Below are 24,057 nucleotides of genomic sequence, written 5' to 3' on the forward strand. Positions count from 1 at the left end.
TGGGCCGCACCGGCACTCTAGTCCCGAACTAAACGTACGCGCCCCGCATACATCGGATGACCAAGGTGACCGTATGAGACGCCGCAGACTCCGCAATCCCCGTGGGCTCCTCGCCCTCTGGACCGCACTCGTCGCCCTGCTCCTCGCCACCGCCCCCGTCGCCCACGCGAAGGCGACGACCTTCACGAAGACGACGACCATCACGAAGGCGACCGCCTCCGCCCATCCGTCCCGCCAGACCACCCTCCGCAACGCCACCGCCGGGATGTTCCTGCACTGGGGCATGTTCACCGCCCCCAAGCATCTCGACTGTGCCTCCTGGGAGAAGGACGTCACCGATGGGGGGTGGGATCCGGACTACTGGGTCGACGAGGCCCGCAAGATCCGGGCCGGCTACATCGTGCTCGCCACCTTCCACTCCCGCCTCGGCTACGCCCGCCCCTGGCCGTCGAAGATCCCCGGTTCGTGCTCGACGAAGCGCGACATCCTCGGTGAACTCATCGACGCGGCCGCCAAGAAGGGCCTCAAGGTCATCCTCTACATGACCGACGACCCCAAGTGGCACGACGAGCAGGGCGTCGAGACCCTCGACTCCGCCGAGTTCTCCGCCTACAAGGGCCACGACGTCGACCTCACCACCCGCGAGGGGTTCGGAGAGTTCTCGTACGACAACTTCTTCGAGGTCATGCACAACTACCCGAAGCTGTCCGGCTTCTGGATCGACAACGACAACGAGTACTGGGAACAGCACCAGCTGTACGAGCAGATACGGCAGCTGCGCCCCGACATGACCCTGAGCAACAACAACGAGGACACCCCGATCATGGACATGGTGTCCCATGAGCAGAAGGTCGGCATGACCCCGCCGTACGACCAGCCGTCGGCGATCTGGACCCCCATGCCGCGCCTCACCGAGTCCTGCTACAAGGTCCCCGACACGGGCAGTTGGTGGTACGACGGCCAGGACCGCCCGGTGTCCACCGGTCTCAACGTCGACCGCTACATCGCCAACGCCGGCAACTCCATCCTCTCCCTCGCCGACTTCACCGCCATGGTGAACGGCCGCTTCCCGCCCCAGCAGGAGAAGTTCCTCGACCTGATGAAGGACTACCTCCCGCCCATCTGGCAGTCCCTGCACGGGGTTCACGGCGGCGGCTTCATGTACGGCGGTATGCAGCCGGGCAGTTGGAACGACGGGGCGTACGGATACATCACCGTCAGCCGCGCCCATCCCGCCACCACCCAGTACGTCCACGTCACCACCCGGCCCACCACCGGCGACCAGGTCCGCATCCGTGACAACGGGTACCGCGTCGACAGGATCACCGACCTCCGCACCGGCCGGCGCCTCCGCTTCGACCAGGGCGACGGGACCCTCACCATCAAGGGCATCGCCGACTGGGACCCGTACGACACCGTCTTCAAGGTGCGCACCGCGACCAAGCGGGAGGGCGTCTACCCCGTTGGCACGGTCACGGCCTCCGAACCCGCTCTCACCGACGGTGACTTCACCACGTACACCGACAACAAGGGTGTCCTGCCCGCCAGTTACACCCTCGACCTCGGCCATGTCCGCAGGGCCGCCTATCTCGGGATCAACCAGCGCGAGTGGTCGCCCACGTACAACAGGGAGACCTTCGGAAGGAAAGAGGACTCCGCGCGGATCAAGGACTACACGGTGTCCGTGAGTGATGACGGGACGACGTGGAGTCAGGTGCGGGCCGGGGTGCTGGAGAGCGCGCGGGGCATCCGCTTCATCGACCTGCCCGACCGCCTCCGCACCCGCCACCTCCGGCTCGACGTCCCCACCACCTGGTCCGCGCCCACCGTGCCCGCGTTCTACCAACAGCTGCGGATCGACGAGATACAGGTCGGTTACGGCCACCCCACGAGCCACGGCTGACGCACGGGTCCTGCCGCGTCGCCGCACGGGGCGGCGCGGCACAAATTCGGCAGGTACAGTGCGGAGATCAGCAGAACCTCAGGGTGAGGGCCCGCACGTGTTGACGCAGACCACCTCACGGGTGCTCGAACCGAGCGACCTGGACGCCGCGCTCGCCGTCCTCGACCGCGAGCCGGTCGTGAACGCCTTCGTGACGTCCCGGGTCCAGGTCGCGGGCCTCGACCCGTGGCGGCTCGGCGGCGAGATGTGGGGCTTCTACGAGGAGGGCATGCTGACCTCCCTCTGCTACGCCGGCGCCAACCTGGTCCCCATCTGCGCCACCCCGCGCGCCGTCCGCGCCTTCGCCGACCGGGCCCGGCGCGCGGGCCGCCGCTGTTCCTCCATCGTCGGCCCCGCCGAACCCACCACCCAGCTCTGGCGCCTTCTCGAACCCAGCTGGGGCCCCGCCCGCGAGGTCCGCTCCCACCAGCCCCTCATGGTCACCGACCGCATGCCCGACACCGTCGCCGCGGACCCGTACGTCCGCCGCATCCGCAAGGACGAGATGGAAACGATCATGCCGGCGTGCGTGGCGATGTTCACCGAGGAGGTGGGCGTCTCGCCACTGGCGGGAGACGGGGGGCTGTTGTACCAGGCCAGGGTCGCCGAACTCGTCGGCTCCGGCCGCTCCTTCGCCCGCGTCGACGAACACGGCAAGGTCGTCTTCAAGGCGGAGATCGGCGCGGCGACCTCGCAGGCCTGCCAGATCCAGGGCGTCTGGGTGGCCCCCGAGTACCGGGGGAGGGGAGTGGCGGCACCGGGGATGGCGGCGGTCCTGCGGTACGCACTGGCCGACATCGCGCCGGTGGTGAGCCTGTACGTCAACGACTTCAACACCCCGGCGAGGCGGACCTACCGCAGGGTGGGCTTCCAAGAGGTGGGCGCGTTCATGAGCGTTCTGTTCTAGATGCCCCTGGGGGGCGCGGGGCCGTATCGGTATGCGGCCACCGCCGCGTGGGCGCGACAAGCCCCCACCAGCCTGCACCTGAGCGACAACCCCCGCTCCCCTGTACTCTCCCCCCATGCGTCTTCCCGGTCACGGTCACCGCCGCCACCCCGACGACATCGTGATCAGCCCGCTGGACTTGTCGGCCCACGTCGACGAAGCCCTCGCCGTCCAAGCCCTCGCCTTCGGCCTGGGCGCAGACGAGATCGCCGTCCGCCGCCAGATCGTCCTCCGCCACATGACCTACCCCGGCGCAAGAGCCCTCGGCGCAATCGCCGGAGGCCATCTCGTGGGGTTCGTGTACGGCATGCCCAACGACCGCACCCACTGGTGGTCCACCGTCGTGGAGCCCTACCTCCGCGCCCAGGGCCACGACGAATGGCTGGACGACTCCTTCGTGATCACCGAGCTGCACGTCCACCCCCATCACCAGAACCACGGCATCGGCCGCTCCCTGATCACCACCATCACCGACGACGCGACCGAACCCCGCTCGATCCTCTCCGCGATCGACACCGACAGCCCCGCCCGCGGCCTCTACCGCTCCCTCGGCTACCAGGACCTGGCTCGCCAGGTCCTCTTCCCCAGCGCCCCGAAGCCGTACGCCGTGATGGGCGCCCCTCTGCCGCTCCGCCGTCGTTAACCGATTTCCACCGGCACAGCGACCCCGGCTAACCTCCTTGCCATCACCGTTTCCCGGCAGGAGTACGAGAACCATGGCCAACGCACCGGTCCAGCGCATGTCCCAGTTGATGGCGAAGACGCTGCGCGACGACCCGGCGGACGCCGAGGTCCTCAGCCACAAGCTCCTCGTCCGCGCCGGCTATGTCCGCCGTACGGCGGCCGGCATCTGGTCGTGGCTGCCCCTCGGCAAGAAGGTCCTCGCCAACGTCGAGCGCATCGTCCGTGAGGAGATGGACGCGATCGGCGCCCAGGAGGTGCTGCTCCCCGCGCTGCTGCCGAGGGAGCCGTACGAGGCGACCGGCCGCTGGGACGAGTACGGCGCCGAGCTGTTCCGGCTCCAGGACCGCAAGGGCGGCGACTACCTCCTCGGCCCCACCCACGAGGAGATCTTCACCCTCCTCGTGAAGGACCAGGCGTCCTCCTACAAGGACCTGCCGGTCATCCTCTACCAGATCCAGCACAAGTACCGTGACGAGGCCCGCCCGCGGGCCGGCATCCTGCGCGGCCGTGAGTTCCTGATGAAGGACTCGTACTCCTTCGACACCGCGGACGAGGGCCTGGCCCAGTCCTACGCCCTGCACCGCCAGGCCTACCAGCGTGTCTTCGAGCGCCTCGGCCTCGACTACCGCATCTGCGCCGCCACCGCGGGCGCGATGGGCGGCTCCAAGTCGGAGGAGTTCCTCGCCCCGGCCGAGGCCGGCGAGGACACCTTCGCGGACTGCCCCAACTGCGACTTCGCGGCCAACACCGAGGCGATCACGTACGAGTTGAAGCCGGTGGACGCCGAGGGCGTGCCCGCGCTGGAGGAGATCCCGACCCCCGACACCCCGACCATCGAGACCCTCGCCGCCCACCTCGGCGTCGAGGCCTCCGACACCCTCAAGAACCTCCTCGTGAAGGTCGACGGCGAGATCGTCGCCGTGGGTGTGCCGGGCGACCGTGAGGTCGACATGGGCAAGGTGGAGGCGCACTTCGCGCCGGCCGTCGTCGAGATGGTCACCGAGGGCGACTTCGCCGGCCGCCCGGACCTGGTCCGCGGCTACGTCGGTCCGCAGGGCCTGGGCGAGAAGGTCAAGTACATCGCCGACCCCCGCGTGGCCCCCGGCACCGCCTGGATCACCGGCGCCAACAAGGCGCACACGCACGCCAAGAACGTCGTCGCGGGCCGTGACTTCGAGGTCGACGAGTACGTCGACGTCGTCGTCGTGCAGGAGGGCGACCCGTGCCCCAAGTGCGGCACCGGCCTCAAGCTGGACCGCGCCATCGAGATCGGCCACATCTTCCAGCTCGGCCGCAAGTACGCGGACGCGCTGAAGCTCGACGTCCTCGGCCAGAACGGCAAGCCGGTCCGGGTCACCATGGGCTCCTACGGCATCGGCGTCTCCCGCGCCGTCGCCGCCCTCGCCGAGCAGACCGCCGACGAGCAGGGCCTGTGCTGGCCGGCCGAGGTCGCCCCGGCCGATGTGCATGTGGTCGCCGCGGGCAAGGCCCTCCAGACGGAACTGGCCCTGGAGGTCTCCGAGAAGCTGCGCACGGCCGGCCTGCGCGTCCTGGTCGACGACCGCGCCGGTGTCTCGCCGGGCGTGAAGTTCACCGACTCCGAGCTCATCGGCGTACCGAAGATCCTGGTCGCGGGCCGGCGCGCCGCCGAGGGTGTCCTGGAGCTCAAGGACCGTAGGACCGGCGAGCGCGAGGAGCTGACGGTGGACGAGGCGATCGCCCGCCTGGCCTCGTAAAGGAAGTCCTCAGAAAGGTCTCGGGGCGCGTAAAGGCGTCTCACAGACTTCTCTCAGGGCCGTACCCGACCGTAGTGGGTGACAGAGAGTCACCAGGGAGGGAACGGCCATGACAAGCAGGGAACGAGGTGCTGTCGCCGCGGTCCGCAGAGGAGCGCGGCGCACCGCGGCGACAGCCGCGGCGGTCACACTGGCTGCCGCCGCCGGAGTGTTCGCGCTGATCGGCGCGATGGACACGGACACCAGCGCCGCGTCCTCGACGACGAGCAGCAGCACGGGGTCCAGCAGCACGGGGTCCAGCAGCACCGGGTCCGGCAGCACCGGGTCCGGCAGCAGCGACAACAGCGGTACGAGTTCGTCCTCGTCGTCGAGCGACACGTCCTCGTCGGACAGCTCGTCGTCGAGCAGCAGCAGCAGCAGCTCCTCCGACAACTCCTCCAACTCCTGGTCCTCCTCGAGCGGCCTCACCTCCTCCTCCGGCGGCTCCGCCGACTCCACCTCGGGGGCGTCGTGATGAGCACCGCACTGAAGCCCCGCACCACGGCGGCCACCGAGTGGCGCGCTCTCGGCACCACGGTCCGCCTGGTCGTCACCGACCCGGCCCTGCTGGAGTCCTGCGACCTGCTCCTCGCCCGGCACCTCGCCGAGGTCGACGCGGCCTGCAGCCGCTTCCGCACCGACTCCGAACTCGCCGCCCTCGACCACAGCGGGGGCCGCCCGGTCCGGGTCAGCCCCCTGCTCGCCGAGGCCCTCGCGGTCGCCCTGCACGCGGCCGAGACGACCGACGGCGCCGTCGACCCCACGGTCGGCTCGGCGATGGACGCGATCGGCTACGACCGCGACTTCACGCTGGTCCAGGAGGACGACCGCCCGGTCCGCCTCACCGTGAAGCGCGCCCCCGGCTGGCGCACGGTCCACCTCGACCGCGGGACGGGCACGGTCACCGTCCCGACCGGAGTCCGCCTGGACCTCGGCGCCACGGCGAAGGCCTGGGCCGCCGACAAGGCGGCGGCCATGCTCGCGGCGGCAGCGGGCTGCGGAGTGCTGGTGAGCCTCGGCGGCGACACGGCCGTGGCGGGGGAGCCGCCGGCCGACGGCTGGCAGATCCGCGTCCAGGACATCACCGGCCCGGTCGACGAAACGCCCACCGAGGGCCCCCACGCCACGGTCGGCCTCCACAGCGGAGGCCTCGCCACATCGGGCACGGCGGCCCGCAACTGGCGCCGCGGCGATCACACCCTCCACCACATCATCGACCCCCACACGGGCCTGCCGGTCCGCACCCCGTGGCGCACGGTGTCGGTGGCGGCCTCGACCTGCGCCGAGGCCAACGCGGCGACGACAGCGGCCCTGGTGAAGGGGGCGGGCGCGGAGCGCTGGCTGACGAGGACGGGCCTTCCGGCGAGGCTGGTGAGCCAGGAAGGCCTGGTCATCACCACCCCGGGCTGGCCCATCACCCTCAGGGGCGCGACCGGCCCCCACCGGGGGGCAGCCGCATGACAAGCGAAACCCTCTGGTACGCCAACCGAGCCACCGGTGCCGTCTGCCTCGTCCTCTTCACGGTCGTCGTCCTCCTCGGCATAGCGGTAAAACTCCGCGCCAAGCTCCCCGGCCTCCCCCGCTTCGGCACGGTCAGTCTCCACCGCACCCTCTCCCTCTCGGCGACGGCCTTCCTGGCCCTGCACATCGCACTCGCGGTGATCGACAGCTATGTCGACATCACCGTCGTGGACGTCCTGATCCCCTTCGTCTCCGACTACCAGCCCCTCTGGCTGGGCCTCGGCACAGTCGCCCTCGACCTGATGCTGGCGGTACTGATCACCAGCCTGCTCCGGGACCGCCTCGGCCACCGCACCTGGCGCGCCCTGCACTGGCTGGCCTACGCCTCCTGGCCGGTCGCCCTGATCCACGGCATCGGCATCGGCACGGACACCGGCACCGACTGGATGACCTGGCTGACCATCGCCTGCACGGCCACCGTCCTGGCCGCCGGAGGCATCCGCGTGGCCCACTCCGCCCGCGCGGCCCGCCGCACCCCCGCCGCCCTTCTCCGCACCGCCGAGGGAGCCCGCTCATGACCGCCACCTTCACCGACCTGTACATGCCCCCGCGCCTGCTCGCTCCCGGCGGCACCCCGGCCGACCTGCCCACCCACGAACAGCGTTACGGCCCACTGCCGTACGACGATCCGGCCGCCCTTCTGAGATCCGTGGCCGCGTCCGGCCTGGCCGGCCGAGGCGGAGCGGCGTTCCCGGTGCACCGTAAGCTCGCCGCGGTCGCCGAGGCGGGCCGCCGCACGGGCCGCGCCCCCGTGGTCGTCGCGAACGGCGCCGAGGGCGAGCCGGCGAGCCGCAAGGACAAGACGCTCCTCGCGCTCTCCCCCCACCTGGTCCTGGACGGCATCCAGGTCGCCGCACGGGCGGTCGGCGCGACCGAGGCGTACCTCGCGGTCGAGGAGGGCGTGTCCTACCTGGAGTCGGTGGCGGCCCACCGCAAGGACCCGATCACGATCCGGGTCGTACGGCTCCCGAGGCGTTTCCTCTCCGGCCAGGCATCAGCCCTCGCGCAGTTCGTCGGCGGGGGAGCCGCCCTTCCCACCCACCAGAACCCGCCCGTCCGGGAACGCGGGGTCCGCAAGGCCCCCACCCTCGTCCAGAACGTCGAGACCCTGGCCCACCTGGCCCTGATCGCCCGCTACGGCTCCGACTGGTTCCGTACGGCCGGCACCCCGACCCAGCCGGGCAGCGCCCTGTGCACGGTCCATGTGCGGGGATACCAACCCCGGGTGGTGGAAGCGCCGTTCGGCATGCCGCTGTCCCGGATCGTGCCGATCGACGAGACATCCGCGGTCCTCCTCGGCGGCTACCACGGCACCTGGCTCCCGGCGACCGAGGCGGCCCAACTCCCCCTGGACGCAACGACCATGGGCGCCGGCGTCCTGGCGGCCCTCCCCACCACCCACTGCGGGCTCACCGAGACCGCCCGAGTCCTGCGCTACCTGGCCCTCCAGTCGGCAGGCCAGTGCGGCCCCTGTCTCAACGGCCTCCCGCGCATGGCCGCGGCCTTCCAGACCCTGGCCACCCCCGGCCCCCAGGGCACGACCCGCACCGACATCTCCCGCTGGGCAGGCCTGGTCGAGGGCCGCGGCGCCTGCCACCACCCCGACGGCACGATCCGCCTGGTCCGCAGCGCGCTCACCACCTTCACCACCGAACTGGACGCCCACGCAAGGGGGTTGTGCACCGCGACCGACCGCACCCCCCTGCTCCCCGTCCCCCAGGAGAACTGACATGGACCAGCGCATCGACATCGACTGGACGGCTTGCCAGGGCCACGGTTTGTGCGCCGAACTCCTACCGGACCACATCACGCTGGACGAGTGGGGGTACCCGCTCGTCGACGGCACCCCGCTCCCGGCCCGCACGGTCAAACGAGCCCGCAGGGCAGCGGCCGACTGTCCGGTCCTTGCCTTGAAACTCACGGCGCGGTGACTGCTTTTCACGGGCCGCGGGACTGTATCGATGCGCGGCTGCCGCCGCGTGGGCGCGACCAGCCCCCACCCACCCGCGGCTCGCACACCACCCGCACCCACCCCGAACCGCCCTAGACCTCCGCCCAGAAATCCATAGGCACCCGCCCCCGAATCCGACCCCCCTCATCAGTTCTTCGAGGCGGCGGTGAACCTGCGCCGCACCCTCGAAGCGGGCATCACCACGGTCCGCGACGCGGCGGGCGCCGACCTGGGCGTCAAACAGGCGGTCGAGGACGGCCCCGTCGCCGGCCCCCGCGTCCAGATCTCCATCGGCCTGATCAGCCAGACCGGCGGCCACGGCGACAACTGGATGCCCTCCGGCAACTGCGCCGGCCTCGCGGTCCCGCACCCGGGCCGCCCACCGGCGATCGCCGACGGCCCCGACGAGATGCGCCGCACGGCCCGCACACTGCTGCGAGCCGGCGCCGAGGTCCTGAAGGTCTGCACGACAGGCGGAGTCCTGTCTCCCCGGGACGCCCCCGGACACAGCCAGTTCACCCCACCCGAACTGGACGTCCTGGTCGCCGAGGCCACCGCCCAGGGCCGCTATGTCATGGCCCACGCCCAGGGCGCCGCGGGCATCAAGAACGCGGTCCGAGCCGGAGTCCGCTCCATCGAACACGGCATCCACCCGGACGACGAGGCGATCGACCTCATGCTCCGGCACGACACCTGGCTGGTCCCCACCCTCATCGCCCCGGTCGCGGTGATCCGCGCGGCCGAGTCCGGCGTCCAGCTCCCCGACGCCATGGTCCGCAAGGCGAGAGAGGTCTCCGAGGTCCACGCGGACTCCGTCCGCCGGGCGGCAGAGGCGGGCGTCCGCATCGCCATGGGCACGGACAGCGGCATCGGCCTCCACGGCACCAACCTGGACGAACTCGCACTGATGGGGGCCTGCGGGATGACTCCGGGCGAGGTGCTGGCGGCGACCACGTCATCGGCGGCGAGATTGCTCGGCTACGACGATCTGGGAGTCCTGGAACCGGGCCGCAGAGCCGACTTGGTGCTGGTGGAGGGCGACGCATACGACCTCACAGCACTGCCTTCGCAGGTGACGGAGGTCTGGAAGGACGGAACGCAGGTGGTTGTACGGAAGTAGGAGGGCCTAAAGCCACCCGGCGAATTCCAGCAACAGCTCCGCGTCCTTCGGCCGCCCCACCCGGAGGGCCCGCACCCCGGACTCCACGGCCCGGAACAACGTCCACCCCCGCAGCCGCTCCTGATCCACGTCCAGTGACTCGGCAAGTCTCTTGATCCGCCGCCGAGTTGTCGCCGCCCCGCTCGGCGAGGCGATCAGGTCCTCCACCCGGTCGCGCACCAGCCGAGCCAGATCGAACGCGCACTCACCCACCACGGGATCGGGTCCGACCGCCAACCACGGCATCCGCTCCCCGGCCAGCACCTTGCTCTGCCGAAACGTCCCGTGCAGCAACCGAGACTCCGGCGGCGCAGCCAACAACTCCTCGCGCGCGGTCAACGCCGCGTCGACCAACCCGGCCACTTCGCCGAAGGCAGCCGCCCGCATGGCACCGGCCTGCCGCCCGGTCCGCTCACCCACGGTCTCGAAGACATGCCCACCCGGCGGCTCCACCCACAACCGCCGCAACGTCCCCGCGGCCTCCAGCAACGCCTTCGCCTCCGGCAACGACCGCACCGAGACATCCGGATGCAGCCGCTCCAGCAACAGCACGCCCTCCGCGACCGGCCCGTCGAGCAACTGCACGGCGCCCAGCCCACCCCAGTGCGACAGCGCGGCCCGCTCACTCTCCGGCCGGGCCCGCCGCGGCGCCAGCTTCAGCACGGCAGGGGTGCCGTCGGGCCGCCGTACCAGCACCACCAGGCTGCTCCGCCCGCCCGGCACCTGCACCCGCTCCACGGTCAACTCGCGTAGCTCGACGGCGTGGTGCGCCGCCTCCGGCAGCTTCTCCAACCACTCGTCACCGTCCGGAGCGCTCTCGCCGAGCGCCCTCACCAGACGCTGCGGCGGTTCGAAAGCCATGCGCGAGTCGTTCCCTTCGAGTACGTGTTACGCGGTCGGCGTCGCCGAGGCCGAGCCGGTGGCCGCCCGCTCCGCGAGCCCAGGGAAGGCTACGCTCTCCCCGCTCCAGCGCACCGCCCGCACCGCCGCCTCCCGCAGCGCCTCGGCCGCCGAACGCCGCCGCTCGCCCCCGGTCGCCCGCACCACGTCGGAGTACACGCCGGCCACCCGGTCCTCCAGCTGCGCCGCGAGCCGCACGGCCGCGGCCGAGTCCGGCACCGGGAACGGCAGCGCGTACGCCGCCGCCGCGGCCACCGGCGTGCCGCCCAGATCCCGGATCTCGCGCGCGAGCGCGTCACGCCGGGCGCGGTGGGCGTCGTAGGCCGAACGCGCCTCGGTACGACGGCCCTCGCGGATGCGTCCGCCGACGACGCCGTAGCCGTAGACGGCCGCGTGCTCGGCGGCCAGCGCCTCCTGGAGCGCCGTCAGCCCCTGCTTCCCGCTCGCCTTCTCGCTCACCTGGCGCCCTCCGTCAGCAGATACGCGTGCACCGCCCCGGCCGCCGCCACGGAGGCCAGCAGCCGCGCCAGCTCGCCCGGCGCGTCGACCAGTGCCGCCGTACGCCGGTCGGCGAGGGCCCGTTCGGCGGCGGCGAGGTCGGCGAGGGCGTCCTTCTCGGTCACCGGGGCGGTGGCGGAAGCCGACGGTGACGGCGAGGCCGACGGTGACTCAGAAGCCGTGGCACCGCTCTTCCCGACGGTCCCCCCGAACGCCTCCGCATGCCGCACGACCTCCGCCCGCAGCGACCGCACCCGCGCCGCCACCGCCGGATGCGCGGCGATCACGGCGTCGTAGCGCTCCACCAGCCCCGCGCTGTCCCGTGCGGCACGGGCGCGCACCTTCTCGGCGATCGACGGACTGCCACTGGTGCTCCCGTCGGACTCTCCGGAACCACTGGAACAGCCCGCCAACAGGGCGGCTCCGGCTGCGCCGGCGAGCAGGGATCTTCTCCGCGGCCCCGAGAGGGCGCGCGAGGGTGGGGTGTACGGCACGGCGGACGTCCTCGGGGAACTCGTACGAACACACGGGCGGGAAGACCAGCCCGCCGCTGATCACGGTACCCGCGTGTACCTGGAAGTCATGTCACCGGCTCGATCACCCGCCCACGGACCGCGGCCACCCGAGCTGCCGGGCGGCGGCAACCCACTGGACAGCAACACACCCCACGACCCGATACCCTTTGACCAGACACGCGACCATCCCACAACAGCACACGCGGCCGAGGAGTCACCCGGATGAGCACCACCCAGAGCGAGAGGCTGCGAGAGCTCCTGGAACCGCTCGTCAGCTCCCAGGGCCTGGATCTCGAAGAGATCGCAGTGGACTCCGTCGGCCGGAAGCGGGTGCTGCGCGTCGTCGTCGACTCGGACCACGGCGCCGATCTGGACGCCATCGCCGATGTGAGCCGCGCGCTCTCGGCGAAGCTCGACGACACGGACGCGATGGGCGAGGGGGAGTACACCCTCGAGGTCGGTACCCCCGGCGCGGAGCGCCTCCTGAAGGAGCACCGGCACTACGTGCGTGCCGTGGACCGGCTGGTGAAGTTCCAACTGGCCGAGGACGGCGAACTGGTGGCCAGGATCATCGGGGTCGACGACGAGGGTGTCGATCTGGAGGTGCCGGGCGTCAAGGGGCGCAAGCCCACCAGCCGCCGACTCGCCTTCGCCGACATCGACAAGGCGCGCGTGCAGGTCGAGTTCAACCGCAAGGACAACGAGAAGTCCGATCAGAAGGAAGAGGAGGCGTAGCCGTGGACATCGACATGAGTGCCCTGCGGGGCTTGGTACGGGAGAAGGAGATCTCCTTCGACCTGTTGGTCGAGGCGATCGAGTCGGCCCTCCTCATCGCCTACCACCGCACCGAGGGAAGCCACCGCCACGCGCGCGTGCGCCTCGACCGGGAGACCGGGCACGTGGTCGTGTGGGCGAAGGAAGACCCCGAGGATCTCGAAGAGGGCCAGGAGCCCCGCGAGTTCGACGACACCCCGTCCGACTTCGGCCGTATCGCCGCCACCACCGCCAAGCAGGTCATCCTGCAGCGGCTGCGCGACGCCGAGGACGACGCGACCCTCGGCGAGTACGCGGGGCGCGAGGGCGACATCGTCATGGGCGTGGTCCAGCAGGGCCGCGACCCGAAGAACGTGCTCGTCGACATCGGCAAGCTGGAGGCCATCCTGCCGGTGCAGGAGCAGGTCCCCGGTGAGACCTACCCGCACGGCATGCGCCTTCGGTCGTACGTCGTACGCGTGGCGAGGGGCGTCCGCGGTCCGTCCGTGACCCTGTCGCGCACGCATCCCGCTCTGGTGAAGAAGCTCTTCGCCCTGGAGGTGCCGGAGATCGCCGACGGGTCGGTGGAGATCGCGGCCATCGCCCGTGAGGCCGGTCACCGCACCAAGATCGCCGTCCGGTCCACCCGTTCGGGCCTGAATGCCAAGGGCGCCTGCATCGGCCCCATGGGCGGGCGGGTGCGCAACGTGATGGGCGAGCTGAACGGCGAGAAGATCGACATCGTCGACTGGTCGGACGACCCGGCCGAGATGGTGGCGAACGCGCTCTCCCCGGCCCGGGTCTCCAAGGTGGAGGTCGTCGACCTCGCCGCCCGCTCCGCGCGCGTGACCGTGCCGGACTACCAGCTGTCGCTGGCGATCGGCAAGGAAGGGCAGAACGCCCGGCTCGCGGCCCGGCTGACCGGCTGGCGGATCGACATCCGTCCGGACACCGAGCAGACCGAGGACCAGAGCGGGGACCAGCGCGGGGACCAGCGCGGGGAATAGATCCAAGCCGCGCGGCGCTCAGATCACGTCAGGTTACCGCGCCGCAACTGTTCGAAGCCTGCCCCAAAGGGGTGAGGTCGGTTCGGGGAGGTAGACTTAGGAGTGTCTGGCCGGACACGCGACCGCGTATGCCCTGAACGCACCTGTGTGGGGTGCCGGGAGCGAGCCGCCAAGACTGATCTGCTGCGGATCGTGGCGATCAAGGACGAGTGCGTCCCTGATCCTCGCGGTACGCTGCCCGGCCGGGGTGCGTATGTACACCCCGCCCTGGTCTGTCTCGACCAGGCGGTACGCCGCCGGGCGTTCACGCGGGCGCTGCGCGCCCCGGGAGCGCTCGACATTAAGGCGTTGCGCCAGTACGTCGAGCAGTCAGAGAGTTGCTGAGCAGGCAACACCGTAAGAAGCGTCGCGCGGAACCGCCGTGCGGCCCAGGTACCCCGCGAGTTGGAAGTAGGTCGAGATTGCGATGAGCACTCGATGAGCACGCGATGAGTACGCCCATGAAGTAGCGACGGTCCGGACGCAACCCGGACCTAAAAGGAGCGAAGTGGCTAAGGTCCGGGTATACGAACTCGCCAAGGAGTTCGGTGTGGAGAGCAAGGTCGTCATGGCCAAGCTCCAGGAACTCGGTGAATTCGTCCGTTCGGCGTCTTCGACCATCGAAGCGCCCGTCGTCCGCAAACTGACGGACGCCCTCCAGCAGGGCAACGGAGGCGGCAAGCCCGCCCCCGCACGCAAGGCTGCCCCGGCTCGTCCGGCAGCCCCCTCTCCCGCGCAGGCTGGGGGCCCCTCCCACGCCAATAAGGCAGTGGGGGACCGTCCGGCCGCCCCGCGCCCGCCGGCCCCCAAGCCGGCCGCCGCCGAGAAGCCGGCGGCTTCCGCCGCGCCGGCCGCTCCCGGCCCCCGTCCCACCCCGGGCCCGAAGCCCGCGCCGCGGCCCGCCCCGGCGTCCCCGGCTCCGACCACGCCCGAGTTCACGGCACCGCCGTCGGCTCCCGCCGCACCCGCCGCTTCGCAGGGCCAGGGACAGGGCTCCGGCCCGCGTCCGGGCGCCCCGCGTCCGGCCGGCCAGGCACCGCGTCCGGGCGCGCCCCGTCCGGGTGGTCCCGGTCAGGGCGGCCAGGGTCGCGGTGACCGTGGCGAGCGTCCCGGCGGTCAGCGTCCGGGTGGCCAGGCGCCGCGTCCCGGTGCCCGTCCGGCCGGTCCCCGTCCGGGCAACAACCCCTTCACCTCCGGCGGCTCCACCGGCATGGCGCGCCCGCAGGCGCCCCGTCCGGGCGGTGCCCCTCGTCCCGGCGGCCCGGGTGGCCCCGGTGGCGCCCCGCGTCCGCAGGGCGCCGGTCAGGGCGGTCCCCGTCCCCAGGGCGCGGCGGGCGGTCCCCGTCCGCAGGCTCCGGGCGGCGCGCGTCCGTCCCCGGGCGGCATGCCCCGTCCGCAGGGCGGCGGTCCCCGTCCCGGCGGCGGCCCCGGCGGCCCGCGTCCCAACCCCGGCATGATGCCGCAGCGTCCCGCTGCGGGCCCGCGTCCCGGCGGCGGTGGCCCCGGCGGCCGCGGTCCCGGCGGCGGCGGTCGTCCCGGTGGCGGTGGCGGCGGTCGTCCCGGCGGCGGTGGCGGCGGCTTCGCCCGTCCCGGCGGCGGTGGCGGCGGCGGCTTCGCCGGTCGTCCCGGCGGTCCCGGCGGCGGTGGCGGCGGTTTCGCCGGTCGTCCCGGTGGTCCCGGTGCTGGTGCCGGCGGCGGTGGCCGTCCCGGCTTCGGCGGTCGTCCCGGTGGTCCGGGCGGTCGTGGTGGCACGCAGGGCGCCTTCGGTCGTCCCGGCGGTCCCGCGCGTCGCGGTCGCAAGTCGAAGCGGCAGAGGCGCCAGGAGTACGAGGCCATGCAGGCCCCGTCGGTCGGCGGCGTGATGCTGCCTCGCGGCAACGGCGAAGCCATTCGCCTGTCGCGCGGTGCCTCCCTCACCGACTTCGCGGAGAAGATCAACGCCAACCCGGCGTCCCTCGTCGCGGTCATGATGAACCTCGGCGAGATGGTCACGGCCACGCAGTCCGTCTCCGACGAGACGCTGCAACTCCTCGCCGACGAGATGAACTACACGGTTCAGATCGTCAGCCCCGAGGAGGAGGACCGTGAGCTGCTCGAGTCCTTCGACATCGAGTTCGGCGAGGACGAGGGCGGCGAGGAGGACCTCGTGGTCCGTCCGCCGGTCGTCACCGTCATGGGTCACGTCGACCACGGAAAGACCCGACTGCTCGACGCCATCCGCAAGACGAACGTCATCGCGGGCGAGGCCGGCGGCATCACCCAGCACATCGGTGCCTACCAGGTCGCCACCGAGGTCAACGACGAAGAGCGCAAGATCACCTTCATCGACACCCCGGGTCACGAGGCGTTCACCGCCATGCGTGCCCGTGGTGCGAAGTCGACCGACATCGCGATCCTGGTCGTCGCGGCCAACGACGGCGTCATGCCGCAGACGGTCGAGGCGCTCAACCACGCCAAGGCGGCCGACGTCCCGATCGTCGTCGCGGTCAACAAGATCGACGTCGAGGGTGCCGACCCGACCAAGGTGCGCGGTCAGCTCACCGAGTACGGGCTGGTGGCCGAGGAGTACGGCGGCGACACCATGTTCGTCGACATCTCCGCCAAGCAGGGTCTGCACATCGACTCCCTGCTGGAGGCCGTGGTCCTCACCGCGGACGCCTCGCTCGACCTGCGGGCCAACCCGAACCAGGACGCGCAGGGCATCTCGATCGAGTCCCGGCTCGACCGCGGCCGCGGTGCCGTCTCCACGGTCCTCGTCCAGCGAGGCACGCTGCGGGTCGGCGACACGATGGTCGTGGGCGACGCCTACGGCCGCGTGCGCGCCATGCTCGACGACAACGGCAACAACGTCGCCGAGGCCGGCCCGTCGACGCCGGTCCAGGTCCTGGGCCTGACCAACGTCCCGGGTGCGGGCGACAACTTCCTGGTGGTCGACGAGGACCGTACGGCCCGTCAGATCGCCGAGAAGCGCGCCGCCCGTGAGCGCAACGCCGCGTTCGCCAAGCGCACGCGTCGTGTCTCCCTCGAGGACCTGGACAAGGTGCTCAAGGCCGGCGAGGTCCAGCAGCTCAACCTCATCATCAAGGGTGACGCTTCCGGTTCCGTCGAGGCGCTCGAGTCGTCCCTGCTCCAGCTGGACGTCGGCGAAGAGGTCGACATCCGCGTCCTGCACCGCGGCGTCGGTGCGGTCACGGAGTCGGACATCGACCTGGCGATGGGCTCGGACGCCATCGTGATCGGCTTCAACGTCCGTGCGGCAGGCCGCGCGGCGCAGATGGCCGAGCGCGAGGGCGTGGACGTCCGCTACTACTCGGTGATCTACCAGGCCATCGAGGAGATCGAGGCGGCCCTCAAGGGCATGCTCAAGCCGGAGTACGAAGAGGTCGAGCTCGGTACGGCGGAGATCCGCGAGGTCTTCAAGTCGTCCAAGCTGGGCAACATCGCGGGTGTTCTCATCCGCTCCGGCGAGGTCAAGCGCAACACCAAGGCGCGCCTGGTCCGCGACGGCAAGGTCATCGCGGAGAACCTCAACATCGAGGGTCTGCGTCGCTTCAAGGACGACGTCACCGAGATCCGCGAAGGGTTCGAGGGCGGTATCAACCTCGGCAACTTCAACGACATCAAGGTCGACGACGTCATCGCGACGTACGAGATGCGCGAGAAGCCGCGCGTCTGACCGTCGTAGCACGCGATCGGGGCCGGTCGGCGGAAGCGAATTTCCGTCGATCGGCCCCGGCCGTTGCGTGTACGGTTCCCGTATCGGCGTCGAAGCGTGGCGCCCGTACCCCGAACCGGCGGGATATCCGGACACACACATGTATGTGGGGACGCTGTCCTTCGACCTGCTTCTCGGCGATGTCCACTCGCTGAAGGAGAAACGCTCTCTCGTCCGTCCGATCGTGGCCGAGCTCCAGCGCAAGTACGCGGTGAGCGCGGCGGAGACGGGCAACCAGAACCTCCATCGCCGGGCCGAGATCGGGCTCGCGATGGTCTCCGGGGACACGGGACACCTCACCGACGTACTGGACCGCTGCGAGCGCCTGGTCGCCGTGCGGCCCGAGGTGGAACTGCTCTCGGTTCGACGCAGGCTCCACAGCGACGAAGACTGAACACGCAAGACAGTTACTAAGGAGACGGACCAGTGGCCGACAACGCGCGTGCCAAGAGGCTGGCGGACCTCATCCGAGAGGTGGTGGCCCAGAAGCTGCAGCGCGGGATCAAGGACCCGCGGCTCGGCTCGCACGTCACCATCACGGACACCCGGGTCACCGGGGACCTGAGGGAGGCGACCGTCTTCTACACCGTGTACGGGGACGACGAGGAGCGGGCCGCGGCGGCCGCCGGGCTGGAGAGCGCCAAGGGCGTGCTCCGCAGCGCGGTCGGTGCGGCGGCGGGCGTGAAGTTCACGCCGACGCTGACGTTCGTGGCCGACGCCCTGCCGGACACGGCCAAGACCATCGAGGACCTCCTGGACAAGGCCCGCCAGTCCGACGCGAAGGTGCGTGAGGTCTCGGCGGGCGCCGCCTACGCCGGTGAGGCGGACCCGTACAAGAAGCCGGGTGAAGACGAGGACGACACCGCCGAATGACCCAGAAGAACCAGACGCCCGACGGGCTTGTCATCGTCGACAAGCCGTCGGGCTTCACTTCGCACGACGTGGTCGCCAAGATGCGCGGCATCGCCCGGACGCGGCGCGTCGGGCACGCGGGCACCCTCGACCCGATGGCGACGGGCGTGCTCGTCCTCGGCGTCGAGAAGGCGACCAAGCTCCTCGGTCACCTGGCGCTGACCGAGAAGGAGTACGTGGGCACGATCCGCCTCGGGCAGACGACCCTGACCGACGACGCGGAGGGCGAGATCACGGGGTCGGCAGACGCCTCGAAGGTCACCCGGGACGCGATCGACGCCGGGATCGCCAAGCTGAGCGGCGACATCATGCAGGTGCCGTCCAAGGTCAGCGCCATCAAGATCGACGGCGTGCGCTCGTACAAGCGGGCCCGCGAGGGCGAGGAGTTCGAGATCCCGGCCAGGCCGGTCACCGTCTCGTCCTTCGCGGTGTACGACGTCCGGGACGCGGTCGCCGAGGACGGCACCCCCGTGCTCGACCTGGTCGTCTCGGTGGTCTGCTCCTCCGGCACCTACATCCGGGCCCTCGCCCGCGACCTGGGTGCGGACCTCGGCGTCGGCGGCCACCTCACCGCACTCCGCCGCACCCGCGTCGGCCCGTACCGGCTGGACGCGGCGAAGACGCTGGACCAGTTGCAGCAGGACCTCACCGTCATGCCGATCGCCGAGGCGGCGTCGGCGGCCTTCCCACGCTGGCAGGTGGACGCCAGGCGAGCCCGCCTGCTGACCAACGGCGTACGCCTGGAGATGCCCGACGAGTACGCGTCCGGCGGCCCGGTCGCCGTCTTCGACCCCGAGGGCCGCTTCCTGGCCCTGGTCGAGGCGCAGAAGGGCAAGGCGAAGAGCCTGGCCGTCTTCGCATGACGTCGCGCACGGGTTCCCCGAGGCTGCCCGACCGTGGAGCGGCGATCACGGGGTTGCGCCGCCGCTCCACGGTCCCCCCTCGGTTCCCCCACCCCTAGGGTGTATCCACCGACCCCCGCATGTTCACCCGCCCGGGCAGGCGCTCGGAGTGAAGCGGGGGAGCGGAAGGGGGCGCGTTCACCGCGCGATCTGTCCTGCTGATCACCACGCGCCTAACGTCGAGGACAGGGCACAGGTGTACGGCGGGGAGGTTCGCCATGGCGGGACGAGGCCCGCGGGACGGGGACGGACGCGGGGCGACGGACGGAGCTCATGGGACGGGGGACGGGGGCTCCGCTGGTGCGGCCGCCGCGCTGGTTCGGATCCGCGATCTCGCCGGGCGGCTGAGGGGCACCGGTTTCGTCGCCGACCACCACGGCACGGTGATCACCAGCCACGAGGCCGTCGACGGTCTGCCCAGGCTGGTGTTGCACGCCGAGGGGGACCGCAGTTGTCTGGTGACCGCGGACGCGGTGACCCCCTTGCCGGAGCTGGACCTGGCCCTCGTACGGACCGAGGGCCTCGGTGTCGAGCCGCTGCCCGTCACCGTCCGGGACCGTGTCGAGACCGGGACCTATGTCCGCCTGGCCGCCGGGTGCTGGCGGGAGGCACGTGTGCTCGGGACGGCGTCCGTGACCTACGCGGCGACGGACCGCTTCCGGCTCCTCGACGACGCTCTGGAGCTGGCGATCGGCACGGCGGGGCAGGACGCGTTGCGGCTCGGCGGCGGGGCGGCCGGGGGGCCGGTGCTGGACGCCGGGACCGGCGCGGTCGTCGCCGTCCTGGGGACGGCCCTGCAGTCCGGCCACCGGGACACCGGTTACGCCGTCCCCCTGCGCCCCGACTCCAGTGCCCCGCTCACCGAACTGCTCACCCGGAACGCGGCGACGGTCCCCGCCTACGGAGCCGACCTCAACCTGGCCGGGGTGCTGGAGCTGACGGGCACATCGGTGGGGCAGGACGGGCCGCCGGGGGCGCTCGCGGGGTGTGTGGGGCGGGCCGGTGCCGGGGGCGCGGCGGCGGACAGCGGTGGGCCGGCCGCCGTGCAGTGCGTCGAACGGGCCTCCGTGGCAAGGGAGTTCGCCGCGTTCGACAAGGGACCGGCGGTCGTCCTCGCCCTGGTGGGGGACCCCGGCAGCGGTCGTACGACCGAACTCGCGGCCCTCGCCGCCCGCCGTCACCGCGGCGCGGAACCGGCTCCCACGCTGTGGCTGCGCGGAGCCGATCTGCGCGACGACGACACCTCGGTCGCCGACGCGGCACACAGGGCACTGAGCCGGGCCGCGCGGATCGTCGCGGCGTCCGAGTCCGGCCGCGTGATTGACCTCGGGGACCTCGGCCCGGACCGCCTGGCACAGGTCGCCGAGGCCGCCGGCCGCCCCCTGCTGCTCCTCCTGGACGGCCCCGAGGAGATGCCCCCGGTCCTGGCCCACCGCCTGCGCGAGTGGACCGAGGGCACGGCGGGCTGGCTGCGGGAGACGGGGGCGCGGCTGGTGGTGGCGTGCCGCGCGGAGTACTGGGAGGTGGCGGGAGCGGAGTTCCCGTACGAACTGCTCCACGGCGACGAGCGCGGGGCCGGAGCCGCGCACCGTTTCCCTCCGTGCGCGCACCTGGGTGACCTCACCGGCGACGAGGCCCGCGAGGCCCGTGCCCGCTACCGCGTCCCCGAAGACACCCTCGCGGGCCCGGACGCCCGCCACCCCCTCACACTCCGCCTCCTCTCCGAGGTCCGCGCCGCCCTGCCCGACACCCCGCACGCCCGAATCGACCGCGACGACGTCTTCTCGGCCCACCTCGACCTCATGTGCCTGCGCGTCGCCGTCCGCCTCGCCGCCGAGAACGGCCTCCGCGGCACCGCCGTCCGCCGCCTCGCGGCCCGGGTCTCCGGGCAGATCCACGAGGCCGCCCGCCGCAGCCTCGGCCCCGGCCAGGGCGAGCTGGACCGGGCGTCGTTCGAGGCGGTGTTCCCGTGGGGCCAGGCCCCGAGACGGCTCGGCGGCGGCACCGGCTGGGCGTCCGCGGTCCTCACCGAGGGCCTCCTCGTCCCCGCCGGCACCGGCTACCGCTTCGCCCACGAGGAACTCGCCGACTGGATCCAGGGCATGCACCTCGACCTCGACGAGGCCCTGCACGCCCTGGTCCGCCTCCGCACCCCCTCCGACACCGACCGTCCCCTCCCCGTGCCGCACCACCGCATCGGCCCCGTCGTCCAGGCCCTGCTGCTCCTCGCCCGCCAGCAAGGCACCGGTCGACTCGCCGCTCGCCTGGACGAGTTGACGCAGGTCCTGGAAGGGGACCCGCACTCCTGGTGGGCCGCCCACCTCCTCGCCGGGACCCTGCTCCGCGTCCCGGACGCGACGCCGTACCTGGATGTACTGCGTCGACTGGCCGAGGGCCTGGTGACGTCGGCAGGGCGGCAGCACACCCGCACCCCCGCGCAGGACACCTTCACTCCCATCTTCTGGACCGCCCTCGCGCTCCCGGACGCCGAGCGCTTCGACCTCCTCCGTGTCCTCGTTCTCACCGACGGCCCCCCGGACCCGACGACCACCGCTCCCCGCTTCCTCGACACCGCCTCCCGCCTCCTCGCCGCCGACCCCACCGCCGTACAACCCCTCCTCACCCACTGGTTCGAGGACGACCGCCCGCTGCCCGCCACCCCCCACGCGAGCGTCGCCGAGGCCGCACAGGCCCTGCTGCACACCCATCGGCACCTCGCCCTGGACGACCTGACCGAGGTGCTCGTCGCGTGTGCGCACCGCAGGGCGGACGAACTCCTCGCCGTGCTGGCCGAGGACGAGCCGTCGGCGGTGTGCCGGGCCGTGGACCGGTGGGCGCACGACGAGCGGCCCGCGCGCCGGGTCGCGGCGGTGGCCTACGGACTCCGTGCCGCGCCCCATGTCCGCACCGACGCCGACCGCGAACTCCTCCGCTACACCGCCCTCGCCCTCCTCGCCCGCCCCGCCGACTGCACCCTGCACGGCGGCGCGCTCGCTCTCCTCGTCCGCGATCCACGCGCCCGCGCCCGTCATCTCCCGCAGGCGCTACGGCACTTCGCGGCCTGTGACCCGTACTTCCCGCCGGGCGCGCTGGTCGCCGCCCTGGCCACCCACCCGGAGCCGGTCCTGGCCGCCTTCCGGGAGCGGCTCAGGCGCCCGGACGCCGGGGACGCGCTGCGGACGCTCGCCGACGTCACCACGCCGCCGCTGGCCCGCCGGGTCGCCGCCCTGGTGCAGGAGGCCGTCGAGCGGCGCCCGGAGTCCGCCGCCGACGTGGCCGCGTACGTCGACCGGCGCCTCGACCAGGGGCCGGGGGCGCGTGCCGCACTGCTTCCGCTGGTGACCGGGCTGTTGGACGGCGGTCCGGAGGAGGTGCGGGCCGCGCTCGCCGCGGTACTCGCCGCGCCCGGCTCCAACCCCCTGCGCCACGAGCTCCTGGAGTTCCTCCTGACGCACGAAGAGGCACCGGGCGTACTCGACGCGCTCCTCCACGCCACCGCCCGCCACGAGGGCGACGACGCCCGGGACCTCGTCCATCGGACCGGGCTGCTGCTCGTCCGGACCCCGGAGGGCGCCGGCCGCTTCGACCGCGGTCTGGTCGACCTGGGGCGGCAGGTCCCCGGGTTCGCCGCCCGGATGGCCGGCTGGCTGACCGACGCCCCGCAGGTGTGGGCGGCCGTGGTGGGCCCCAGCGCCCGCCGCATGATCGAGAACCTGGCGGGCGTACGCGTGCCCGCCTGAGCCGGTCCCGTCACGTGCGTCGGGTCACAGGCCCCATGCCGATGCGGGCGGGACGGGCCCGGCATGGCACCCTTAGACCTGCGTAACAGGTCGGTAGATACGGACACGGGTTCGAGGAGCGGTCACAGTGCAGCGCTGGCGTGGCTTGGAGGACATCCCCGAGGACTGGGGGCGCAGCGTCGTCACCATCGGTTCCTACGACGGGGTCCACCGCGGGCACCAGCTGATCATCCGGCATGCCGTGGACCGCGCCCGTGAGCTGGGCGTCCCGTCCGTGGTCGTCACCTTCGACCCGCACCCCAGCGAGGTCGTCCGCCCCGGCAGCCACCCGCCCCTGCTCGCCCCGCACCACCGCCGCGCGGAACTGATGGCGGAGCTGGGCGTGGACGCGGTCCTGATCCTCCCCTTCACCACCGAGTTCTCGAAGCTGTCGCCCGCCGACTTCGTCGTCAAGGTGCTGGTCGACAAGCTGCACGCCAAGGCGGTCGTCGAGGGCCCCAACTTCCGCTTCGGCCACAGGGCCGCGGGGAACGTCGACTTCCTCGTCGAGCAGGGCAAGGTGTACGACTTCGAGGTCGAGGTCGTCGACCTGTACGTGAGCGGAGACGCCGGGGGCGGCGAGCCCTTCTCGTCCACGCTCACCCGGCGCCTGGTCGCCGAGGGGGACGTCGAGGGAGCCGCCGAGATCCTGGGGCGCCCGCACCGCGTGGAGGGCGTGGTCGTACGGGGCGCCCAGCGCGGCCGTGAGCTCGGCTTCCCGACCGCCAACGTGGAGACCCTGCCGCACACCGCCATCCCGGCCGACGGCGTCTACGCCGGCTGGCTGCACGTCCAGGGCGAGGCGATGCCGGCCGCGATCTCCGTCGGCACCAATCCGCAGTTCGACGGCACCGAGCGCACGGTGGAGGCGTACGCGATCGACCGAGTCGGCCTCGACCTGTACGGGCTGCACGTGGCCGTCGACTTCCTCGCCTACGTCCGTGGCCAGGCGAAGTTCGACTCCCTGGAGGCCCTGCTGGAGCAGATGGCCGAGGACGTGAAGCGCTGCCGGCAGCTGGTGGCGGACGCCGCCGAGTAGCCGTTTCCACGGCTGTTTCC

22 protein-coding genes are annotated in these 24,057 nt (G+C 72.0%); 18 read left to right on the forward strand and 4 right to left on the reverse strand.

Annotated elements, in window-relative coordinates; genetic code table 11:
• The first annotated feature begins 73 nt into the window (after window positions 1-73).
• The 4 genes from ACWC09_RS15720 to ACWC09_RS15735 all read left to right on the forward strand — a co-directional run bounded on the left by ACWC09_RS15720 (window position 74) and on the right by ACWC09_RS15735 (window position 5,308).
• Window positions 74-1,903 (forward strand): alpha-L-fucosidase, encoded by a 1,830-nt coding sequence (locus ACWC09_RS15720; RefSeq protein ID WP_450851084.1) that lies wholly within the window; start codon window positions 74-76, stop codon window positions 1,901-1,903.
• A 97-nt stretch (window positions 1,904-2,000) separates the two neighbouring features.
• A complete protein-coding gene (locus ACWC09_RS15725) occupies window positions 2,001-2,849 on the forward strand; it encodes a GNAT family N-acetyltransferase (protein WP_450851085.1) in 849 nt (282 codons plus the stop codon).
• Between the two features lie 115 nt (window positions 2,850-2,964).
• Entirely contained in the window at window positions 2,965-3,531 is a 567-nt protein-coding gene (locus ACWC09_RS15730; protein WP_450851086.1) for a GNAT family N-acetyltransferase, read from the forward strand.
• 73 nt (window positions 3,532-3,604) lie between these two features.
• On the forward strand, window positions 3,605-5,308 hold the full coding sequence (locus ACWC09_RS15735; RefSeq protein ID WP_450851087.1) for a proline--tRNA ligase: 1,704 nt from the start codon (window positions 3,605-3,607) through the stop codon (window positions 5,306-5,308).
• 9 nt (window positions 5,309-5,317) lie between these two features.
• Here the strand turns inward: ACWC09_RS15735 and ACWC09_RS15740 are convergent, their stop codons facing one another.
• Window positions 5,318-5,776, reverse strand: a complete 459-nt coding sequence (locus tag ACWC09_RS15740; RefSeq protein ID WP_450851088.1) for a hypothetical protein — start codon at window positions 5,774-5,776, stop codon at window positions 5,318-5,320.
• Window positions 5,777-5,821: 45 nt separating this feature from the next.
• Here ACWC09_RS15740 and ACWC09_RS15745 point away from each other — a divergent pair, with 45 nt between their 5' ends.
• From ACWC09_RS15745 to ACWC09_RS15765, 5 genes are all read left to right on the forward strand, one after another.
• The gene (locus tag ACWC09_RS15745; protein ID WP_450851089.1) at window positions 5,822-6,808 is read left to right on the forward strand and encodes an FAD:protein FMN transferase; all 987 of its coding nucleotides are present in this window, start codon (window positions 5,822-5,824) and stop codon (window positions 6,806-6,808) included.
• The gene (locus tag ACWC09_RS15750; protein WP_450851090.1) at window positions 6,805-7,386 is read left to right on the forward strand and encodes a ferric reductase-like transmembrane domain-containing protein; all 582 of its coding nucleotides are present in this window, start codon (window positions 6,805-6,807) and stop codon (window positions 7,384-7,386) included. Before ACWC09_RS15745 ends, ACWC09_RS15750 begins: the two co-directional genes overlap by 4 nt.
• Window positions 7,383-8,597 carry an NADH-ubiquinone oxidoreductase-F iron-sulfur binding region domain-containing protein gene (locus tag ACWC09_RS15755; protein WP_450851091.1) on the forward strand — a complete coding sequence of 405 codons (1,215 nt, stop codon included), beginning with the start codon at window positions 7,383-7,385 and terminating at the stop codon, window positions 8,595-8,597. Before ACWC09_RS15750 ends, ACWC09_RS15755 begins: the two co-directional genes overlap by 4 nt.
• A gap of 1 nt (window position 8,598) precedes the next feature.
• A complete protein-coding gene (locus tag ACWC09_RS15760) occupies window positions 8,599-8,799 on the forward strand; it encodes a ferredoxin (protein ID WP_450851092.1) in 201 nt (66 codons plus the stop codon).
• 186 nt (window positions 8,800-8,985) lie between these two features.
• Window positions 8,986-9,939, forward strand: a complete 954-nt coding sequence (locus ACWC09_RS15765) for a metal-dependent hydrolase family protein (RefSeq protein WP_450851093.1) — start codon at window positions 8,986-8,988, stop codon at window positions 9,937-9,939.
• 6 nt (window positions 9,940-9,945) lie between these two features.
• Here ACWC09_RS15765 and ACWC09_RS15770 read toward each other — a convergent pair whose 3' ends face one another.
• From ACWC09_RS15770 to ACWC09_RS15780, 3 genes are read right to left on the reverse strand one after another with little or no spacing between them, the layout of a single operon-like run.
• Complete coding sequence (locus ACWC09_RS15770; protein WP_450851094.1) at window positions 9,946-10,839, reverse strand: aminoglycoside phosphotransferase family protein; 894 nt, start codon at window positions 10,837-10,839, stop codon at window positions 9,946-9,948.
• A gap of 27 nt (window positions 10,840-10,866) precedes the next feature.
• Window positions 10,867-11,337, reverse strand: a complete 471-nt coding sequence (locus ACWC09_RS15775) for a ferritin-like domain-containing protein (RefSeq protein WP_450851095.1) — start codon at window positions 11,335-11,337, stop codon at window positions 10,867-10,869.
• Window positions 11,334-11,870, reverse strand: coding sequence for a hypothetical protein (locus tag ACWC09_RS15780; protein WP_450851096.1), 537 nt, complete (start codon window positions 11,868-11,870; stop codon window positions 11,334-11,336). Before ACWC09_RS15780 ends, ACWC09_RS15775 begins: the two co-directional genes overlap by 4 nt.
• A 243-nt stretch (window positions 11,871-12,113) precedes the next feature.
• Here ACWC09_RS15780 and rimP point away from each other — a divergent pair, with 243 nt between their 5' ends.
• The 9 genes from rimP to ACWC09_RS15825 all read left to right on the forward strand — a co-directional run bounded on the left by rimP (window position 12,114) and on the right by ACWC09_RS15825 (window position 24,037).
• A complete protein-coding gene (gene rimP / locus ACWC09_RS15785; RefSeq protein ID WP_450851097.1) occupies window positions 12,114-12,626 on the forward strand; it encodes a ribosome maturation factor RimP in 513 nt (170 codons plus the stop codon).
• A gap of 2 nt (window positions 12,627-12,628) precedes the next feature.
• Window positions 12,629-13,651, forward strand: a complete 1,023-nt coding sequence (gene nusA / locus ACWC09_RS15790) for a transcription termination factor NusA (protein WP_450851098.1) — start codon at window positions 12,629-12,631, stop codon at window positions 13,649-13,651.
• 102 nt (window positions 13,652-13,753) lie between these two features.
• Window positions 13,754-14,035: a YlxR family protein gene (locus ACWC09_RS15795; protein ID WP_450851099.1), complete on the forward strand. Its 282-nt coding sequence runs from the start codon at window positions 13,754-13,756 to the stop codon at window positions 14,033-14,035.
• A gap of 163 nt (window positions 14,036-14,198) precedes the next feature.
• The gene (gene infB / locus ACWC09_RS15800; protein WP_450851100.1) at window positions 14,199-17,366 is read left to right on the forward strand and encodes a translation initiation factor IF-2; all 3,168 of its coding nucleotides are present in this window, start codon (window positions 14,199-14,201) and stop codon (window positions 17,364-17,366) included.
• 139 nt (window positions 17,367-17,505) lie between these two features.
• The gene (locus tag ACWC09_RS15805) at window positions 17,506-17,799 is read left to right on the forward strand and encodes a DUF503 domain-containing protein (protein WP_450851101.1); all 294 of its coding nucleotides are present in this window, start codon (window positions 17,506-17,508) and stop codon (window positions 17,797-17,799) included.
• A 32-nt stretch (window positions 17,800-17,831) separates the two neighbouring features.
• Window positions 17,832-18,278, forward strand: coding sequence for a 30S ribosome-binding factor RbfA (gene rbfA / locus ACWC09_RS15810; protein ID WP_450851102.1), 447 nt, complete (start codon window positions 17,832-17,834; stop codon window positions 18,276-18,278).
• Window positions 18,275-19,180: a tRNA pseudouridine(55) synthase TruB gene (truB, locus tag ACWC09_RS15815; protein ID WP_450851103.1), complete on the forward strand. Its 906-nt coding sequence runs from the start codon at window positions 18,275-18,277 to the stop codon at window positions 19,178-19,180. Before rbfA ends, truB begins: the two co-directional genes overlap by 4 nt.
• A 257-nt stretch (window positions 19,181-19,437) precedes the next feature.
• Complete coding sequence (locus tag ACWC09_RS15820) at window positions 19,438-22,959, forward strand: trypsin-like peptidase domain-containing protein (RefSeq protein ID WP_450851104.1); 3,522 nt, start codon at window positions 19,438-19,440, stop codon at window positions 22,957-22,959.
• Between the two features lie 127 nt (window positions 22,960-23,086).
• Window positions 23,087-24,037 carry a bifunctional riboflavin kinase/FAD synthetase gene (locus ACWC09_RS15825; protein ID WP_450851105.1) on the forward strand — a complete coding sequence of 317 codons (951 nt, stop codon included), beginning with the start codon at window positions 23,087-23,089 and terminating at the stop codon, window positions 24,035-24,037.
• Window positions 24,038-24,057 lie beyond the last annotated feature (20 nt).

The organism is Streptomyces sp. NPDC001617 (genome assembly GCF_053596855.1).

What these genes read in the sequence shown, in the direction of transcription:
- ACWC09_RS15720 (WP_450851084.1), top strand. Translation starts at nt 74, where the DNA reads ATGAGACGCCGCAGACTCCGCAATCCCCGTGGGCTCCTCGCCCTCTGG.
- ACWC09_RS15730 (WP_450851086.1), top strand. Translation starts at nt 2,965, where the DNA reads ATGCGTCTTCCCGGTCACGGTCACCGCCGCCACCCCGACGACATCGTG.
- ACWC09_RS15735 (WP_450851087.1), top strand. Translation starts at nt 3,605, where the DNA reads ATGGCCAACGCACCGGTCCAGCGCATGTCCCAGTTGATGGCGAAGACG.
- ACWC09_RS15745 (WP_450851089.1), top strand. Translation starts at nt 5,822, where the DNA reads ATGAGCACCGCACTGAAGCCCCGCACCACGGCGGCCACCGAGTGGCGC.
- ACWC09_RS15750 (WP_450851090.1), top strand. Translation starts at nt 6,805, where the DNA reads ATGACAAGCGAAACCCTCTGGTACGCCAACCGAGCCACCGGTGCCGTC.
- ACWC09_RS15755 (WP_450851091.1), top strand. Translation starts at nt 7,383, where the DNA reads ATGACCGCCACCTTCACCGACCTGTACATGCCCCCGCGCCTGCTCGCT.
- ACWC09_RS15760 (WP_450851092.1), top strand. Translation starts at nt 8,599, where the DNA reads ATGGACCAGCGCATCGACATCGACTGGACGGCTTGCCAGGGCCACGGT.
- ACWC09_RS15770 (WP_450851094.1), bottom strand. Translation starts at nt 10,839, where the DNA reads ATGGCTTTCGAACCGCCGCAGCGTCTGGTGAGGGCGCTCGGCGAGAGC.
- rimP (WP_450851097.1), top strand. Translation starts at nt 12,114, where the DNA reads ATGAGCACCACCCAGAGCGAGAGGCTGCGAGAGCTCCTGGAACCGCTC.
- ACWC09_RS15805 (WP_450851101.1), top strand. Translation starts at nt 17,506, where the DNA reads ATGTATGTGGGGACGCTGTCCTTCGACCTGCTTCTCGGCGATGTCCAC.
- truB (WP_450851103.1), top strand. Translation starts at nt 18,275, where the DNA reads ATGACCCAGAAGAACCAGACGCCCGACGGGCTTGTCATCGTCGACAAG.
- ACWC09_RS15820 (WP_450851104.1), top strand. Translation starts at nt 19,438, where the DNA reads ATGGCGGGACGAGGCCCGCGGGACGGGGACGGACGCGGGGCGACGGAC.